Here is a 17,258-nt window from a genome sequence, read left to right on the forward strand (position 1 = left end):
GGTTAGAAACGCTAAACTGAAGAATTTCGGTTTAACAAATCTGTCATCTCTTGTGGGTGGCACCTTTTCCCCATTTGGTATCTGTGCATCTTGGGTACGTATCAATCGGAGTTATAGTGATTATTATTCAAAAAAATATCTCCATGTCAGCTTATTTATGAAAAACGATTTTACTCGAAAGTAGCAGACTGGCCTCTCGCAGTTCTCGCCGTCAGCAGTTATATCTACCCTAATCCGATTGATACGAAGAAGCCGATGGTCTAGCATCTAGTGGATTTTAACGTACAGTTCGTTTCCTATGTATTATTTAGAGGGCCCAGCACCAAAGTCGTGGATTGATTTAGGCCTTCTGCCGACATTGTTACCTGTTGGCATTGATTCTACACGGCAAAATTGGTCTGGCTGAAAAGTACTTTGGAATTGAAGAATATACAATTGAACAAAGAGAAGAAGTCTTTCAGACATTTTCTGAGTTCGTGAAGAAGAGGAATTATTACTGGCAGCCCTTGTATGTATCATCCTTTACGGTTTCGATTACGATATCTCATCATTCTTCATTTCCTCACTTATTCTTAGCTTGAAGCTAGAATTCCCMCTCGTGAATGCAGAGATCTAATTAAAGGGTAATTTTCATTTACCTATAAGTTTGTCCAGTCAAGGATTTGATTTTTTCATATGATAAAGAGTTACGTACACATTGAAGCAGGGTTTTCTTTTCAATAATTGCTGTTTTGTCATTTTCATCATAATGAATGCAGTTCACGGTTATTCATGGCATTTTCTAAGAATTCATTTTTGAGATTGGAAGAAAGTAGTTATTCTTAGACTGTCTAGAAAATGCATTTAAATTTCTGCAGGAAGAAGGCACTTCTTTATCAGTCAAGCTACGGGATAGACTTGAGAGCTATAAAAGAAGGGAGGTGAAGAATATGCCATTTTATCCTCAAAATCCGAATCCATGGCCATACCAATCATTCTCTAGACCAAATTATTGGGAACAAAGACAGTTCCAACCTGTATATCAGGATCCAAGTCAGTTCCAACCTATATTTCAGGATCCAAGACAGTTCCAACCTGTATATCAGGAGCCGAGCCAGTTCCAACCTGTATATCAGGATCCAAGACAGTTCCAACCTTACCCTGGACAAACTTTTCAGGGACCTCGAGGTTTTACACCAGGTCAAAATTTCGGACCACCCCAAGAAGATTATTACTCACAGAGACCTAGTATGTGGGGTAATATAAATCAAATGATGACAACCGCACAGAAAATATCAAGTGGAGTCAATACGTTAAGGCAGATGAGTTCTGTATTTTCATCGTTCAGGAGATTGCCATAAAAGTTTAATTAAAATTAGCAAAAAGAACATTATAGAAAATGTTCTTTTTGCTTTTCAAATTAAAATATAAGGACATTCCCCTATTTAAGCGCATGCTTTTTAATTGAAACACGTGGAATCAATATCGGCCGTACTGATTTTAAACGTCGTGTTTTTGAACAAGCTACAGCTCAAGCTACCCTCCTTAAAACGACAGCCGAACAGGCCAATAAAGTGAAAAAAACTGTAGATCAGGTACTCAACTTATTTTGCAGGTAATATGCCCATTGAAATATTAATATTCTTCAGCTAAACTGCCCTATTAGTTCAATAAAAAAAGGGCTACAAAAGCAACCTAACGGGTTCCCTTTTGAGGTGCAAACATTGCAAATCACATCATGTTTTTTGTCACTAATATCAATGGAATTCTCTGAGTAAATAACATCAATAAACGCAAAGAAGGGATAGCTTAATGGCTATCCTTAAATTCTCTATCGACTCCCGTTAGTTAAATAAATTTGTTGTCTGTTTTTATTGAGTGTCCTCATCGCTTTTGTACTCCAAAATATCACCCGGCTGACAATCCAAAGTCTTACATATCGCTTCTAATGTTGAAAAACGAACTGCTTTTGCTTTCCCATTTTTCAGAATGGAAATATTCGCCATAGTAATTCCAACCCTCTCAGAAAGCTCCGTTACGCTCATTTTTCGTTTTGCTAACATCACATCAATATTAATAATAATTGCCATATCCTCCACCTCAGACCGTAAAATCATTTTCTGATTTTATGTTAATCGCTTCTTGTAGAAGCCGTTGGAGGATAGCAGCAAAAACGGCGATAACCAACGATGCAAAAATGATGATGAGTCCCATTAATACAATAGGAGGGTCAACATTCTTCGCTATAAAACGAAAGAGTGGCAAACCTAATACATACAAACCACTGATTGTAATCGCACAGCACTTTATGTTCTTTAACGCCTTTACAGATAATTCCGAGAACGCTGTGTTCTCGTCAATGTACCGTAAAAGATTGAACGCCTGATAGAGAGCAAAGTAAAAAGGCACAGCCGCTCCATACATCACGATGAAAACGAGATATTTCATTGGGGCAATATTTGGATACAATTTTGCTGCGAAATTCGCCATATTGGGCACTAAAAATATGCACAATGCAAGAACTGGGATTCCTATAAAAATAACAGCTAGCTTTAAAAAGAGTGTCGTAACTTGTTTCATAAAAATCACCTCGTTAATTAAATTTTCTCAAACCGTTAATCATTTTTTGACTTAATATCTGGGACATTTTTTAATGGCTTTTGAAGTGCATCCACAATGGCTGCGATGATACTTGTTGCTAAAATACCCATTAGACTTAGTGATATAGGACCTGCTGGGTCGTCTCCTGTGATTTTAGCAAGCACCTTCAAGCTTACTATTCCTAACAGAATGAGGAAAATGACTGTAAAAGCACATTTTTTTATAACCTTCAAAGATTTAAGGGATAATTCAGAGAAAGCATTGTTTTTTTCGATATAGGTTAGTATTTTAAATGCTTGATACAACGCAACAGAAAACGTAATACAGAATCCATATGCACATACTAAAAAGGGGATTAGGAAATAAGCCGTATCTGGATGTACCTTTGCATCTTTAATGGCTATCTCAGGCAACCAGATACATAAAGCAAGCATCGCAATCCCAATCAGAAAAATAATTACCTTTAAGAAAGTGGTTGAACCTTGTTTAACATTCATTTAAAGCACCTCACTGATTTGATAATAAAATGACTTTAACACATAATTTATTGTTTTGGAATAAACTTATATCGTTTTTAATTATATTATTATTGTTATTATTATATTCTTTTAATATTGACAAAAATAAAAAGAATTTCTCATTACAAAGAAATGCTCTTATTTTAAAACGAAAGTAAGTTAAATAACTCCTCTTCATATTCAGGAATAATCGCATAGATATAACAGTCTTGCTTATAAATGCTATTGATTATTCCAACAAACTCCTGTTCATCAATTTCCTCACCAAGCAATATCTGCCTTACTTCGAATCGCTTTCCAACCAAAATCACCTTTTTCTTAAGCTTATACAATTAAATGGGGGGGGCCTTGTTCAACTAACCTGCCCCAGGCCTAATAGTTCAAAGCTGAACTGTCCACCTCTGTAATATCCTAACCACTGAGCTGGAAAACCAAAAAAACGATAAGTTCCATCAATCCGAATCCCAATTCCGGGAATAAAAGAAAAGATCGTAGTAGCAATGAAACTAAGCAGAAGTAAAATTTTTTTGTTATTTAAAATTTCAAAGAGGCCTCTCTCTGTACTTTTTTTGTTACTTTTTCAAAATTATATTATTTGTTCAGTTATCTAGTAGAAATTAAAAAWACAACTGAGCCCAAATTCGCATATGAATTGGGCTCAGYTKTTTTTAGAAAGRTGATTTCTCTTTGGGTTGCTTAWTCAACTAAAGCACCCGTTAGTTGATTAAGAAAGAGACGCCCTCGTTAGTGCAACAAGCCATTTCCATGTATCATTCTCAAATGATGATAGTAATGGAAATTCTAGAATCTAGGGGTGTTCCGGTTGTCAAAAATATCCGGAATAAAACAAGAGCAAAACCTGTATTAAAGGTTTGCTCTTAGTTTTCCGATACAGAATATTCATTTTCCTAACAGGCTATCACCTATTGTCTTTAATTATATAACTATGTATCAGCTATATAGTATTCATCCATCGGCATCTTTGATTCCAGTCAGACAAGGTCTTGACGTGGTTGATTTAATCTTTTCTAAACCTTTAGCGTTAACTGACTTAACTATTATGTCCGTAGCTGACTAAAGTTACCAACCCCGTCAATCTTTTAGTTTAGCTTATTTAGCATTAGGTCTTTTTCCATCTGAAATAAGGTGATGGATTCTCTCAATTAATGGTGGCAATTCGCTCATCGATTTGATTGTAAAATCTGCTCCATTTTGTAAAAAGGATTTTTCTGTTTTAGAGATCACTTTCTCTTGTTCTTCTTTACATAGAGCATTAAATTCATCTAAACTTAATCCCATTTCAGAGCTGCCGATCACGACACCCACTGACCAAACGCCTGCATTAACCGCCTCTTTAATATCTGAGGTAGTATCTCCTACTTTTACTACCTTCCATGATGCTGATAATTCTAATGCTTCCATATTGCGATATATCATATAAGGATACGGTCTTCCAATAGAATTTGTTCCATCCGGTGTAATATAAAAATCTGGACTATAGCCTTTTTTCAAAGCATTAGGAACAACAACATCCATCATAGTTTGTGTATATCCTGTTGTTGAACCGATTTTCAATCCTTGGTTTCTTAATATTTGCACAGTCTCCACAACCTCTGGAATAGGATCTGTATACTCGATTAAGGAAGACATGAGTGCAGGTACAAATTCAGTATATAGATACTCTACATCTTGTTCATTAAATGGTCTTTTGTATTTTTCTTCCCATTTTGTCGAGATTCTAGGCATGGACAGCATCGCGCGAATATGGTCAATTTTCAACATCCCCATTGGTTCTCTTGCTTCTTCCATGGTTACTTCAATACCTGCATTTTTAAAAATATCAATAAACACGTTTACTGGTKCAAAGCAACCAAAATCGACTGTTGTCCCAGCCCAATCAAAAATAACTCCTTCTACTTTGTTCATTTTTTCATCACTCCCATGTAAGATTCTATAATATTGCATAATTCTTCAATATCAGCTTGGTAAATCTCACCAATATTTCCGATTCGAAATGTATTTTCATTCGTCAATTTACCAGGATAAAGTACATAGCCTCTCTCCTTAACAAATGTATAAAAGTGTTCAAAATTAAAGCAATCATCCGGAAAAAGAAGGGTTGTAATAATAGGAGATTGTTTTTCTTCTGATAAATAAGCTTGAAATCCTATTTTTTCAAGTCGATCTCTTAACATTCGATTATTATTCTGATAACGTGAAAACCTTGCTGGAATGCCACCTTCTTCATCTAATTCATCAAGGGCCTTAGAAAACGCAGCCACTACATGTGTCGGAGAAGTAAAACGCCATTTCCCGTCCTTGTCCATTTCCTTCCATTGATCATATAAATCTAATGACAAACTTTGCGAATTACCTTCACAAGCTATTAGCTTCTCTAATCTAGCAACGACAAAAGCAAAACCTGGAACCCCTTGAATGCATTTATTGGCACTGCTAATTAAATAATCAATCCCTAGTTCAGGAACATTAATCTCCATTCCACCGAAACTGCTCATGGCATCAATGATTAACGTTTTCTCAAATTCCTTTGATAGTTTTGAAATCATCTCAATTGGATTTAATATGCCTGTTGTAGTTTCACAATGGACCATGACAATATGCGTAATACCTGGATCCTCTTGTAAAATTTTTCTAACTTCATCTTCATTCGGGTATTCATTGTAGGCGGTGCTGTATTCCCTAAATGCTAGTCCAATATATTTTGCTATTTTTACAAGTCTTTCTCCATAGGCACCGTTCGTTATAATTAAAACCTTATCTTGATTCGAAATTGTGGTATTCATCACAGCTTCAACCGCAAACGTGCCACTTCCCTGCATGAGTACAGTAGTATATTCTTCTTGGTCAGCCCCTGCCAATTTAAGAAGCTTAGCTCTTATTTTTTGTGTAATAGCTTTATAAGCATTATCCCAAGTACAACGGTCTAAAAGCATTTCCTCTTTCACACTGCTTGTCGTTGTCAACGGACCGGGTGTTAAAAGTTTATAGTGATTCATGGTTCTCTTTATTCTCCTTCATTTATGAACTAGTCAGAAGTTGTTGGAAAGTAACGTTTTTTCAATCGGGTTGAAAAGACTTCTAATAGAATGGCAATAATTAGAATTGCGTAGGTAATAAAGCCAACCTCCTGCAGATCGAAGTAGAAGCTAGATGCCATAAAAAGCTCAAATCCGATTCCGCCTGCTCCAGCTGCTGCCCCCATTGCTACTGCTACACCAAAATTAATCTCAAATCGCAAGAAAATCCATGATAACAAATAGGTAAAAGTAGACGGTATAACACCGCTTCTTACGATATGCCACCAGTTCGCACCAGTTGATTGCAGCGCCTCAAAGATTCCCTTATCGACTTCTTCAAATGCCTCAGAAAATGCTTTAACTAAATAAGCGATAGAATGAAATAACATACCAAGAACCGCCGCTTCACTTCCCAACCCAGCGGAAATCGCAAAGATTAACACCCATAATACCGTTGGAACAGCCCGAATAACAGCAACAAATATACGAACGATTCTCGATACCCATGCAGGAGCTAAATTCGTTGCGGCCATCAAAGAAAGGAAAAAGGCTATAATGCCTCCGATAATCGTAGCTAGAAATGCTAAACCAAGTGTAATCCCAACTTGATAGACGGCTTCTCTTAAATCAAAATGACTTAATTTTGGTTCAAGAAACATCACTTTTAAGTTATAAGCTGTTTCCGAAATCGCTGAACCTAATTCCAGCCCTGCATAGTTAAAAAATAGAAAAGAAATAACTGTCATAACTGTTAGAATCATTAACGTCCATCTTAGAACTTGATCACCTTTGTTACCCGATTTTGTACGAATACGGCCGTCTTTCTTTCTTTTAATATAGGTTTCTTCCATTATAGAATCACCTTCCGTATATAATTTGATATAATATCCACAATAATGACGGTAATGACAATACATAGTGTCACAAGTGCTACCGCACTATAATTTAACATTTTATAATACATATCAAAGGTATATCCTATTCCCGTAGCCGTTAAGATTCCCACCAATGTGGCATTTCTAATATTCGTTTCAACCATGAACAATACCCAGCTGATCATCTGTGGTAGACATTGTGGAATGACAGCTTTACTCACAATTTGGAAATAGGTTGCCCCCGTTGCAGTTAATGCTTCAACAGAACTTTGGCTGGCTTCATCAATAGATTCGATAAATGCCCTTGTTAAAAAACCTACCGTTCCCACAAAAAGAGCGAGAAAGCCTGTTACTGAATTTTGTCCAAAAGAAATGAGCAAAACCAGCGACCATGCGACAACTGGAATATTTCTTGATACTGAAGCAATAAAACGAGCAAATACACTTAAGATGTTGTTTACTTTTGTTGTTTTTGATCCAAATACCCCTAAGAAGAGAGAAATAACAGCCGCAATAGTTGTTGCGGCAATAGACATAAAGATGGTTTCAGCTAATTTCCCTAGGATCTTTGGTAAATTATCAAGTGACTCCTGTGTCACCATTAAATTAGAAAAGATCCAGCCTATAGCTTCAGGGATTGTCGCCATCCCCTCCACAAAGTTAAATGTTGTAATAACTGATGATAAATAGGTAAGAACGATGATGAGGAGAAGAAAGATTACTGTCTGCCATCTGCTTTTTCGCATCGTTTTTTCATTCACGGTCATTTCCCCTTATCCTGTTATTAAATCTTTTGTTTTGGTTCCATAGATTTTGTGAATTTGTTCGTCAGAAAGCTCACGGCCATTTCCATTAAATACAACTTCACCACTATTCAACCCAATAATTCGATCTGAATAGTGTTGTGCCACTTCCACTTGGTGTAAATTCACTAAACATGTAATGCCCATTTCCGTACTAATCGATTTTAAATGGTCCATGATCACCTTAGAAGAATTCGGATCAAGTGAAGCAATTGGTTCATCACATAGAATCAATTTAGGTTCTTGAATAAGCGCTCGGCATATCCCTACACGTTGCTGCTGACCACCGCTTAATTGGTCACATCGTTTATAAGCATGTTCATGAATTCCTAGTTTCTCCAACAGGTAAAAGGCACGTTCTTTTTCCTCTTCTGTATATCTGCCTAGTAGTCCTTGTAGCGTTGTTTTATAACCAAACCGACCATGTAACACATTCTCAATCACCGTCAAACGAGGTACGAGATTATAGTGCTGAAACACCATCCCAATATTTGTTCGCAATTTACGTAATTCTTTTTTACTTAAACTTCCAACTTCTTGATTGTTAAAAATAATCATTCCTTCATTAAATTCAACCATTCGATTCATACAACGCAGCATGGTCGATTTACCAGCACCTGATGGACCAATGACAGAAACAAATTCTCCTGCTTTTATTTCAAAATTAATATTCTTTAGTATTTGTTTGTTTGCTGTATATGATTTACCAAGTCCTTCTACCTTTAACAAAGACATTCGAAATGACTCCTTTTTGGTTTAATTAGCAAGTAAGAGTGTACATAACGAATATACCCCTATGCACACTCTTCTTCCTATACAGTTTTACCTATTGATGAAGTGGTGTATTATTTTGAAAGTTCTCGGATTGGATCATACCATTCATCTTCTACAGCAATTAGTCTTTCTTTACCCTTTTTAGTGAATAAAGCTGTCTGTTCTGAATCTTCAGGAGCAAAGATTTTTTCATTATTTGCAAATTCATCTGAAGTTAATAAGGCTTGAATTTTATCAAAATCCACTTGACCGATTACATCCATGTTTACTACGAATGGTTCATTTAATACAGGTGTAGCACTCATTAATGTAAATTCCTTGCCTGCAACCGTATTAAAAGGTTCTGTTGCATCATCTTTAACGTGATAAACAGCACCGACTGTATTTTCATCGCCTTCAGCAATCTCCACATAATCCTCTACACAAGTATCACAAAATGCTGCAACATCTGCATTACCAGTTAATAAATTAACTGTGGAACCTTGGTGAGAGTTGCCAAATAATACTTGGGAGAATAACGGGCCGCCTTCCATTAAATCCTCTGACGTTAAGTCTGCATACTCTTTTTGTTGTGAGAAATGAGCAATAATATTAGCGGATGGAACTTTAAACCCTGATGTTGAACTGTTTGATACGAATGAAAACTTTGTATTAGCAATTGTATCAAGTGAAAATTCTCCATTTACTTTGTATTTGTCCTGCTCGTCTACATTAACTGCTAACCAGCTATGATATTTAGCATCATCCAAAGTACCGGATTCACCAGATTTCACTGCAATTGTTTGAACCGCATCATTTCTATTATTTGCTTCAACATAACTTTGTGAACCCGTAAATGCAATGTCCGCATTGTTATTCACTAGTGTTTCAATTGCAATGGCATAGTCAGTTGTTAATTGATGCTCTACTTTTTTACCTGTAGCCTCTGTAATAAGTCGTCCAATTTCTTCGCGAGATGATTTCATATCTTCACCAGATTCGTTTGGATACCATACCATTTTAATCACATCATCCACTTCTCCAGCACTGTCATTCCCTCCACTACAAGCCGTTAATAAAACAGATAATACTAAGAGTATTACTAACATTAATTTAGTCTTCATTTTTTTCTCTCCTTTTCCTTAATAAATAGATAGTAGAATTTGTGTGACATCTTCTTTTGTTAAAGCAACTGGGTTATTATCCATTCGGCCCTTTGTAAAGGCGTTTCTGGCGATTTTTTCGATTATTTCTTCATTCGCCTTATAATCTCTGAGCTTGCTTGAGAAACCCGATAGTTGATGGAAATGCTCGATAAGCTTTTGGATTTCACTGACGTTGCTTACTCCAAAGGCTTGAAGCAACTTATCGTTTTCAATAATGGAGTCAAAATTGATTTCCATCTCTTTTGCCAAGGTGATGCTTGCCGCAATCCCGTGAACCATTCCAAGTTCTAATGTGAGAAGATACGAGATTGAATGGCATGCCGTTGTTCTTGTATTGCTAAAGGCTAGACCTCCATACAAGCTTCCTAAAGCAATTTCTTTCCTTAATGTAATGTCATTCGGATGATTTAATACACTTTCAAAATTGTTGACAATCCGATTGATCGCTTCTAATGAATAGATTCTTGAAATTTCATTGGAGCTTTTTGACCAGTAAGCCTCAGTAGCATGACATAAAGCATCTAAAGCGGTTGCAGCCGTTAATCCCTTCGGTAATGATGCTGTTAGAGCCGGGACGATGATAGCGGTATGTGCATATAGTTTTTCCCAATCAACTGACATTTTCACTCCGTTAGCGCGATCCCAAATTGTTGCCCAGCAAGTAACCTCGGAACCTGTACCTGAGGTTGTCGGAATCCCAATCCAGGGTACGAAATTTTGACTTTCTATATAAAGCTTTTGTTCAATTATAGAGCGTAAAGTAGAGGTAGAATCTATTTTCATATCCTTTAAGGCAGCTAAAGATTTCGAAAGATCAAGAACACTGCCGCCCCCAATTCCTACTATGCATTGATAATCAAAGCTTTCAATTTGTTTATAATAGTAAAACAAGTCTTCTACATCAGGATTGGATATATTCACCGCTAATTGTTTGACCTCAAAATCCTCAAGACCTTTGTAGAGGGTATGTCCAGCCTCGGTTTCTAAAAAATCACCTCCTCGATGTAAAAGGACAATATTTTTAATTTGTGGATTGATTGTATTTAAGACATCCTCGATAATATCTATCGTAGCTATTTTAATTTTGACTGGATTATAATAGTTTCCCATTCAGTTAGTTCCCTTCTTTTTTGGTTTTCATTTGCTTACAAATGCAATATTAATCCGTTTTTTGCGGTTTTACAATGGATTTTACTCTTTAATTACATAACATTTACACTTTTTTCATAAAGAATATATACTTTTAACTTTACAAAATGCTTTTCTATGCATTGTTTTGCTTTTTTTTTGATTTGTGCTATTATTTTTATACTTGTTATATAAAAGATTAGGGGGAGTACTTCGTGATGTTACAAGAACAAAGACATCAAATGATTGAATCCTTTTTAAAACAGCAAAAAGCTGCAAAAGCTTCTGAGCTTGCTACTTTATTGGATGTCTCAATCGATACTGTAAGAAGAGATTTAGAGGTTCTTGAGAATAAGGGAAACGTGAAACGTGTTCACGGCGGGGCTGTTTTAATCCAAAATACTGATAATGTAGTAAATAAGCTTTTTAATGAAAGAGAAGTCAAAAATCTAGAAAAAAAACAAGAAGTTGCCTCATTAGCAATTGAATTAATTGAAGAGGGGCAAGCGATTGCTCTAAACGGCGGGACTACGACGATCGAAGTTGCAAAAGCCCTTGTCGAAAGGTTTAAGAGGTTAACCATTATTACAAACGATCTTCGTATTTTATCGATTCTTGGATCGAATAGACATTTCAATGTCATCCTCACCGGCGGCTTTTATAATCCAGAGGAATATACTTTATATGGGAAACAATGTGAAGAAATCTTGTCTAATTTCAATATTGATATTGCTTTTATCACGGTGAATGCATTATCGCTTGAACACGGTCTAACGGATTTTAGAATGCATGAAGTAGGCGTTATTCAAACCATTATGTCACGGACAAAATATAAAGTAGTCGTTGCTGATTCATCAAAGTTTGAGACGTCTTCTTACATCAATATTTGTCCACTAAAGGATATTGACCTGCTCGTTACTGATAGTTCATTATCATCTAACATGGTAGAGGAATATAGCAAACAGGGTATTCGGATTCATTCTCCACACTAATTCACAATGTGTTAGAACACTAATTTCATTTTGCAAAAGGAATTGTTATTAGCATCAATATAAAGAGCACAAAAGGTCCTATCTAGTATTGATATTTGTTCAACAGTCTGGCCCGCTTGTTGAACACAAGTTAAACAATACTCTTCAACTAACCTTCTGCTTTAGTTGAAGAAGAAAAAAGAGTTGTTTTACAACCATTGTTTTGAGCTAAAGCATCCGTTAGTTTATGTGCAATGCTTCACAATCAAACATATAAAGTTTCATAATCGCCCCCTATATTCTATTAGCATAAACAATCATTGTTAAAGGTATTGTAGTAACCATAATGCAGAATAAAACAATCAAAACTTGTGTAGCTGTTAATACAAATGGTCCAAAGGAACCTGTCAGTAAAATTAATACAACTAAACTGCTGCGTTAGTTGAATAAGAAAAATGCTTCACTCCTTATTGAAGTAAAGCACCCGTTAGTTCAATTACAATCTTGCGTTTAACACTTTAAAAATGTGGTGATACCATGATGGGTACAATAATTTCGATGACTTAAATCTTCTACCCACTTTTTTAAATTTAATTGATATAAACCATAAATGTCCCGGTATGTATAACTTCTCACATTTACTTCAATTGGCTCAGGATTGTCTTGCATAGTTTGTTTGTAATATTCGAATGCGTGTTGATTGGGTACTGTGTATAATTCAAATACATCTCCTATTTCCATATACTTTTCAATGTATGTTAGAAATAAACGATTTCCTACTCCATCTACCTCGTAGATATAAGGCAAAGAAAACAGACCTTCAACCTCTTTCTCCCAATAATCACCTATCTCTTCAACAGAGAAAGATATACAATCTTCTTCACGTTCAAAAATTGTTCGATTATTGTAGTCTTCAATTTCATCAGGTATTTCAAATGGCTTGGATGAAGCTAAAAATGTGATTTCTGTCATCTCTATAAATCCTCTCCTTTTTGAAAGCTACTAGGTAATATTCCGTTAAAGTTAATCATTCTAAATGAATTATTTATTCAACTAACCTGCCCCGTTAGTTGAACAAGAACCTGAAGATCCGCCGTAAAACTTCGATTTTACAAACTCAATTGGATTGTATCACGTACACATCCTAGGTTGACATAACATCCGGATGATGAAGTTATCACTTCATTACTCCATAAGAAAAGCTGCCCTTTAAAGGCAGCTGGTTTTTCAACTATCCGTTAGTCCAAGAAGAGTTATTCAATTTGAAGGTATTGTTTTGTGATAAGTGTGGTCTGAAATAAGAGAATTGGTTGTTCTTTAATTAGGTTTTTTAAAGCCTCAATGTTTGTTATGGGAGAAACATAAAATAGGATGTTTCTCCCTAGTTCATTAGCTAGTTAATCTATCAACACTTCTTTTATATCAACTATGTCTGTGTTTTTGCCATTTAGTCCAAACTCAAATCTCAAACGGACATTTCCATCAGTATAATTAGGGTATTTTTTATCATTTAAGTCTTTAATTATATATCCCAGATTAAAGTAATAACTAGATGAGTAACTTGATTTTTGTAAACCAAGTACAATAATTATTTCATTACCTTCTAAATAATAACAACTTCTTCTTTTACACATCCCGTTAGAAATAACTATTTCTACTACAATTTCTTTAAACTTCGCAGTATCCATTGGTATTCTCCTCTTTGTTCTTTAAGGACAATTATTCTCCACTTAAATCGTCTATTCCTTCTTCAACTAATCTGCCCCGTTAGTTGAAGAAGGGACTGGATGATCATTTCCCCTTAATAAGGTTTTGTTCAGAAAACCAGAAGTTAATGAACACCCCATATTTAAAGTGGTTTCTAAGGGTTAACTCTTTTATTAATGTTCAAGAACTCGTTCAACAATCTAAGTTCAGTAACCTATACGAAACTAAGTATAGGTACAAGATTGAAATCTAGGACATAAAAAAAACCGCCTTGTAAAGGCAGCTTGTTGTTCAACTAAGCATCCRTTAGTTCAATAAGTYCTRCAATTTAATCCCCTTATTTTTGGACTGGATTATATAGTTGCTATTGYATTCCCACTTATAGTGACCCACATTAAATTCCTTCAGGTTTACTAAATCCTTGAAATATTTCGGKATATTGCAATCCCAGTTTAAATTYTCTATTTTAWGAGGGAAATTRTTTTCATTAGGATTAGGAGTATGAATATAWACTGCATCCATASCAGCATCTTCAYCATCTAATTTAATCCACGATTGATAAGGTTTATCATATGTGTCGAGCTTATCTAATAAATTTTCATATACARCTAAATGTGCTTTTATATGCTCTCTTCTTATCTTTAAACTATTATTTCCAACCCCGAAAAAGTCTAGATRGGTATGCCAKAAATCAAACCATCCCTCGTTKCCAAAGTCYAAWTCWTTATGCTCKASTGMTACCGYCCTCSATAWATTACGAAAATAACGCCTTTTTCCACGAAACTTTTTCAATCTATTCCTCTCCTAACTCCTCAAAAAATCAAAACCTAGTTCACTAATTGATTATTCAACAAACCCGCCACATTAGTTGAACAAGGGACCTAAATGATCCGTCCGTAAAAACACGATTCACTTACTCAACTGGATTGTATCACGTATACACCCTAGGTTGACATAACACCCGGATGAGGAAGTTAATCAACTTCAGATCCATAAAAAAAAGCCGCCTTGTTAAGGTAGCCGGTTGTTCAACTAAGCACCCGTTAGTGAAATAGCAAAATATAAATATTATCGTTTTTTTGACTGTGCCACTTGTCTTCTTCCTAATTCTCTTAACGATATTATGCACCCATAAAAGCATTTACTCTGGAAACCCTTGGTGTAATACTTCCAAGAATATGTCGGCTATCCCATTAGGGTTCCCATTTTGCGTCGCTTCTTCTGAATTCCAAGAGTATTCCAAGTCGTGAATAATGATAGGTATTTCTCTTTTAAAAGTATTAATAATAACTTTATTATCATGTAAACTTTTTGCAACATTAGATACTATCTGCAATAGCTCATAATATCCGTTTGGTCCTTTTCCTATATAATTATAATCTGCATCGTACATTAATGCTTCGTCCTCGTAACCAATATTTTTTATCCCATTTTCCTTATACCATTGTAATAATATGCTTGTTGATTCTTCATCTCCAATAATTTCTTTTTCCTCTTGTCTCCAAAAGGCATAATTCCATCTCTGCTCACTGAGCTGTGAACTATATTCACAATCTTCTTCGGTATTATAACTGATTGCTAAAACAGGGATATTATCTGAAGCTTCATTTGTATATACAAAAAAAGATAATGCATATATTCCTTCTTCATTCCAACTCTCAATATTAGGTTTTATTTTATTGTACAGAAATTCTGCTAAGTTAATCATACTATTCCTCCTAAAAAGTATTTAATCTCTAATTCGTAGTAACCTTCTTGGAACACCCCCCCTTTAATACTTGAACATAACTATCGTAAGAATTATGCCGTTATCCGTTAAATTAAGGTCACTAATTTTTCCAGAGGAAAAGTAGATAAAACAACTGCTTGAAATTCGTTTATCCATTGCTAGAACAACTTTTTTCATAAATTATTTTTCTTAATAAGATCAGCCCTTGTTCAACTAACCTGCCCCGTTAGTTGAACAAGAAACTAGATAATCCGTCCGTAAAAACATTGATTCACTTACTCAACTGGATTGTATCACGTATACACCCCAGGTTGACATAACATCACAATTGGGAAGTATCCAACTAGGTTCATAAAAAAAGACTGCCATGTAAAAGGCAGCCGGTTCTCAACTAAAGCATCCGTTAGTTGAATAAGGGATTATTAATATTAAATAGTCAAATTACCTTCAAATACTGTCACTACTTTTCCTGATAGTAAAACTTTATCATCTATAACTTTAACTTTTAAAATACCTCCTCTATCGGAAGCTTGGTAAGCAGTAAACTCACTCTTTTGTAATTTTCCCTTCCAATATGGACCTAAACAACAATGTGCTGAACCAGTCACATAATCCTCATTAAGACCTTGAGCTGGGGAAAAGAAACGTGAAACAAAGTCATATTCATTTGAACTCGAATGACTTGTAACAATAACTCCACGGGCTGGTAATTGGGCGATCAGGCCTATCCTTGGTTTTAAATCCCTTACAATAGCTTCTGATTTTACTTCCACTAAATAATCTAATTGGTTTTTCCCAACATATGTAGGCTCAACACCTAAAGCCTCAATCAATAAATCAGGAGCAATCGACTTCTCTTCAAGAATCGAAGGAAACTCTAATTGAACCCATTCATCTACAAATCGTGATTTGAGAACACCACTTTTTGTATAAAAACTAATGATTTTTTCTTTTTCCACGTACCCGTTTTTCCATAAAAAGAAGGAACTTGCCAGTGTTCCGTGTCCACAAATAGGTATTTCTGTAGAAGGAGTAAACCAGCGTAAATGATATTCATTTTTATTGCGATTAATAAAAGCAGTAACCGGTAAATTAATTTCTTTTGCAACATTCTGCATCCAATTACTAGGTTTTTCCTCACTTAACAAACACACAGCGGCAGGATTTCCTTTAAAAGCTTTTTCTGTAAACGTATTAAAGCTAGATAATTTCATTTTGACTCCTCCGTTTGGTGTAACCTTTTCTTCCTAATAATTCTTACCCGTTAGTTCAATARGAAAAGAGCTGTCTAAGCAGCACTTGATCTTCAACTTAAGCACCCGTTAGTTGAACAGAGTAGACTCAAATTTCATGAAATTGTCCGTTAGTACAATAAGTTCAACAACAAAAGCATAATCATTCTGGGTTCCTCGCCCATATTAGTTAGACATAATATAACTTTAGATATTTTTTGCCATCAAGACATTTGTATCCTGATAACCTAATTTCTCGTATAAGCCTCTGGCTTTTTTATTTTGACCAAAAACGTGAAGTCCTATTTTATTGATTCCTAATTTTTGCCCAACAGCCTCTATTTGCTTCATAGCTTCTTTGGCATACCCAAATCCTTGATGTTCTTCTAATATATTAATATCATATATGAATCCCTCGTTTTGAGATTTTAGTGCAAACCATATAACTCCGATTGCTTTGTCATTTTTTCGAATTGTGTATAAGTAATTATTTTCAGTTTTCTCACCTTTGGGCAAAAGCATTGTATATTCCTCTTTTGCTTTCATAATTGATTCTTCCTCACTCCAATTTCCCGATAAAACTTTTTCTTCCGCATATGATTTAATCGCTGAAGTAATATATTTTTGATAATCATCTGAATTCATTAAATCTAACTTAACCATTATCTTTCTCTCCCCCTTATTTGTTTATAATTCCACAAAAAGCAGTTAATCCCTTCTTAAACTAAACTGCCCCGTTAGTTGAATAAGGTTTCAAC

The 17,258-nt window shown here is 35.2% G+C and carries 17 protein-coding genes; 2 read left to right on the forward strand and 15 right to left on the reverse strand.

Going from position 1 to position 17,258, the window contains the following annotated elements; translation table 11 throughout:
• Positions 1 to 929 precede the first annotated feature (929 nt).
• Positions 930 to 1,340 (forward strand): hypothetical protein, encoded by a 411-nt coding sequence (locus AC1DOS_RS10495; RefSeq protein ID WP_477537455.1) that lies wholly within the window; start codon positions 930 to 932, stop codon positions 1,338 to 1,340.
• 510 nt (positions 1,341 to 1,850) lie between these two features.
• On the opposite strand, the gene AC1DOS_RS10500 is transcribed toward AC1DOS_RS10495, so the two are convergent.
• The 10 genes from AC1DOS_RS10500 to AC1DOS_RS10545 form a co-directional block, all read right to left on the reverse strand.
• Positions 1,851 to 2,069, reverse strand: coding sequence for a helix-turn-helix domain-containing protein (locus AC1DOS_RS10500; protein WP_144565805.1), 219 nt, complete (start codon positions 2,067 to 2,069; stop codon positions 1,851 to 1,853).
• 10 nt (positions 2,070 to 2,079) lie between these two features.
• Positions 2,080 to 2,559, reverse strand: a complete 480-nt coding sequence (locus AC1DOS_RS10505; RefSeq protein WP_477537456.1) for a DUF2975 domain-containing protein — start codon at positions 2,557 to 2,559, stop codon at positions 2,080 to 2,082.
• Between the two features lie 35 nt (positions 2,560 to 2,594).
• Positions 2,595 to 3,077, reverse strand: coding sequence for a DUF2975 domain-containing protein (locus AC1DOS_RS10510; RefSeq protein WP_477537457.1), 483 nt, complete (start codon positions 3,075 to 3,077; stop codon positions 2,595 to 2,597).
• Positions 3,078 to 4,208: 1,131 nt separating this feature from the next.
• Positions 4,209 to 5,024, reverse strand: a complete 816-nt coding sequence (gene phnX, locus AC1DOS_RS10515; protein ID WP_477537458.1) for a phosphonoacetaldehyde hydrolase — start codon at positions 5,022 to 5,024, stop codon at positions 4,209 to 4,211.
• Complete coding sequence (gene phnW / locus AC1DOS_RS10520; protein WP_477537459.1) at positions 5,021 to 6,115, reverse strand: 2-aminoethylphosphonate--pyruvate transaminase; 1,095 nt, start codon at positions 6,113 to 6,115, stop codon at positions 5,021 to 5,023. Before phnW ends, phnX begins: the two co-directional genes overlap by 4 nt.
• A 29-nt stretch (positions 6,116 to 6,144) precedes the next feature.
• Positions 6,145 to 6,987, reverse strand: coding sequence for an ABC transporter permease subunit (locus AC1DOS_RS10525; RefSeq protein WP_477537460.1), 843 nt, complete (start codon positions 6,985 to 6,987; stop codon positions 6,145 to 6,147).
• Positions 6,987 to 7,772: a phosphonate ABC transporter, permease protein PhnE gene (gene phnE / locus AC1DOS_RS10530; RefSeq protein WP_477537461.1), complete on the reverse strand. Its 786-nt coding sequence runs from the start codon at positions 7,770 to 7,772 to the stop codon at positions 6,987 to 6,989. Before phnE ends, AC1DOS_RS10525 begins: the two co-directional genes overlap by 1 nt.
• 12 nt (positions 7,773 to 7,784) lie before the next feature.
• On the reverse strand, positions 7,785 to 8,549 hold the full coding sequence (gene phnC / locus AC1DOS_RS10535; protein ID WP_477537462.1) for a phosphonate ABC transporter ATP-binding protein: 765 nt from the start codon (positions 8,547 to 8,549) through the stop codon (positions 7,785 to 7,787).
• 110 nt (positions 8,550 to 8,659) lie between these two features.
• The gene (locus AC1DOS_RS10540) at positions 8,660 to 9,691 is read right to left on the reverse strand and encodes a PhnD/SsuA/transferrin family substrate-binding protein (protein ID WP_477537463.1); all 1,032 of its coding nucleotides are present in this window, start codon (positions 9,689 to 9,691) and stop codon (positions 8,660 to 8,662) included.
• Positions 9,692 to 9,709: 18 nt separating this feature from the next.
• Positions 9,710 to 10,843 carry a phosphonoacetaldehyde reductase gene (locus AC1DOS_RS10545; protein ID WP_477537464.1) on the reverse strand — a complete coding sequence of 378 codons (1,134 nt, stop codon included), beginning with the start codon at positions 10,841 to 10,843 and terminating at the stop codon, positions 9,710 to 9,712.
• Positions 10,844 to 11,079: 236 nt separating this feature from the next.
• Here AC1DOS_RS10545 and AC1DOS_RS10550 point away from each other — a divergent pair, with 236 nt between their 5' ends.
• The gene (locus AC1DOS_RS10550) at positions 11,080 to 11,853 is read left to right on the forward strand and encodes a DeoR/GlpR family DNA-binding transcription regulator (RefSeq protein ID WP_477537470.1); all 774 of its coding nucleotides are present in this window, start codon (positions 11,080 to 11,082) and stop codon (positions 11,851 to 11,853) included.
• Positions 11,854 to 12,342: 489 nt separating this feature from the next.
• Here the strand turns inward: AC1DOS_RS10550 and AC1DOS_RS10555 are convergent, their stop codons facing one another.
• The 5 genes from AC1DOS_RS10555 to AC1DOS_RS10575 all read right to left on the reverse strand — a co-directional run bounded on the left by AC1DOS_RS10555 (position 12,343) and on the right by AC1DOS_RS10575 (position 17,163).
• Positions 12,343 to 12,804 (reverse strand): hypothetical protein, encoded by a 462-nt coding sequence (locus AC1DOS_RS10555; RefSeq protein ID WP_477537465.1) that lies wholly within the window; start codon positions 12,802 to 12,804, stop codon positions 12,343 to 12,345.
• A 425-nt stretch (positions 12,805 to 13,229) separates the two neighbouring features.
• On the reverse strand, positions 13,230 to 13,520 hold the full coding sequence (locus AC1DOS_RS10560) for a DUF4304 domain-containing protein (RefSeq protein WP_477537466.1): 291 nt from the start codon (positions 13,518 to 13,520) through the stop codon (positions 13,230 to 13,232).
• Positions 13,521 to 14,680: 1,160 nt separating this feature from the next.
• Positions 14,681 to 15,247 (reverse strand): hypothetical protein, encoded by a 567-nt coding sequence (locus tag AC1DOS_RS10565; RefSeq protein WP_477537467.1) that lies wholly within the window; start codon positions 15,245 to 15,247, stop codon positions 14,681 to 14,683.
• A gap of 449 nt (positions 15,248 to 15,696) precedes the next feature.
• Positions 15,697 to 16,482, reverse strand: coding sequence for a PhzF family phenazine biosynthesis protein (locus AC1DOS_RS10570; RefSeq protein ID WP_477537468.1), 786 nt, complete (start codon positions 16,480 to 16,482; stop codon positions 15,697 to 15,699).
• Positions 16,483 to 16,707: 225 nt separating this feature from the next.
• A complete protein-coding gene (locus AC1DOS_RS10575; protein WP_477537469.1) occupies positions 16,708 to 17,163 on the reverse strand; it encodes a GNAT family N-acetyltransferase in 456 nt (151 codons plus the stop codon).
• Positions 17,164 to 17,258 lie beyond the last annotated feature (95 nt).

This window comes from Paenisporosarcina sp. P5_A11 (genome assembly GCF_056400705.1).

Bases quoted from the DNA above. Each gene is read 5' to 3' on its own strand.
- AC1DOS_RS10555 (WP_477537465.1), bottom strand. From the start codon at position 12,804: ATGACAGAAATCACATTTTTAGCTTCATCCAAGCCATTTGAAATACCT.
- AC1DOS_RS10565 (WP_477537467.1), bottom strand. From the start codon at position 15,247: ATGATTAACTTAGCAGAATTTCTGTACAATAAAATAAAACCTAATATT.
- AC1DOS_RS10505 (WP_477537456.1), bottom strand. From the start codon at position 2,559: ATGAAACAAGTTACGACACTCTTTTTAAAGCTAGCTGTTATTTTTATA.
- AC1DOS_RS10560 (WP_477537466.1), bottom strand. From the start codon at position 13,520: ATGGATACTGCGAAGTTTAAAGAAATTGTAGTAGAAATAGTTATTTCT.
- AC1DOS_RS10550 (WP_477537470.1), top strand. From the start codon at position 11,080: ATGTTACAAGAACAAAGACATCAAATGATTGAATCCTTTTTAAAACAG.
- AC1DOS_RS10545 (WP_477537464.1), bottom strand. From the start codon at position 10,843: ATGGGAAACTATTATAATCCAGTCAAAATTAAAATAGCTACGATAGAT.
- AC1DOS_RS10495 (WP_477537455.1), top strand. From the start codon at position 930: ATGCCATTTTATCCTCAAAATCCGAATCCATGGCCATACCAATCATTC.
- AC1DOS_RS10500 (WP_144565805.1), bottom strand. From the start codon at position 2,069: ATGGCAATTATTATTAATATTGATGTGATGTTAGCAAAACGAAAAATG.
- AC1DOS_RS10510 (WP_477537457.1), bottom strand. From the start codon at position 3,077: ATGAATGTTAAACAAGGTTCAACCACTTTCTTAAAGGTAATTATTTTT.
- AC1DOS_RS10525 (WP_477537460.1), bottom strand. From the start codon at position 6,987: ATGGAAGAAACCTATATTAAAAGAAAGAAAGACGGCCGTATTCGTACA.
- phnW (WP_477537459.1), bottom strand. From the start codon at position 6,115: ATGAATCACTATAAACTTTTAACACCCGGTCCGTTGACAACGACAAGC.
- AC1DOS_RS10540 (WP_477537463.1), bottom strand. From the start codon at position 9,691: ATGAAGACTAAATTAATGTTAGTAATACTCTTAGTATTATCTGTTTTA.
- phnC (WP_477537462.1), bottom strand. From the start codon at position 8,549: ATGTCTTTGTTAAAGGTAGAAGGACTTGGTAAATCATATACAGCAAAC.
- AC1DOS_RS10575 (WP_477537469.1), bottom strand. From the start codon at position 17,163: ATGGTTAAGTTAGATTTAATGAATTCAGATGATTATCAAAAATATATT.
- AC1DOS_RS10570 (WP_477537468.1), bottom strand. From the start codon at position 16,482: ATGAAATTATCTAGCTTTAATACGTTTACAGAAAAAGCTTTTAAAGGA.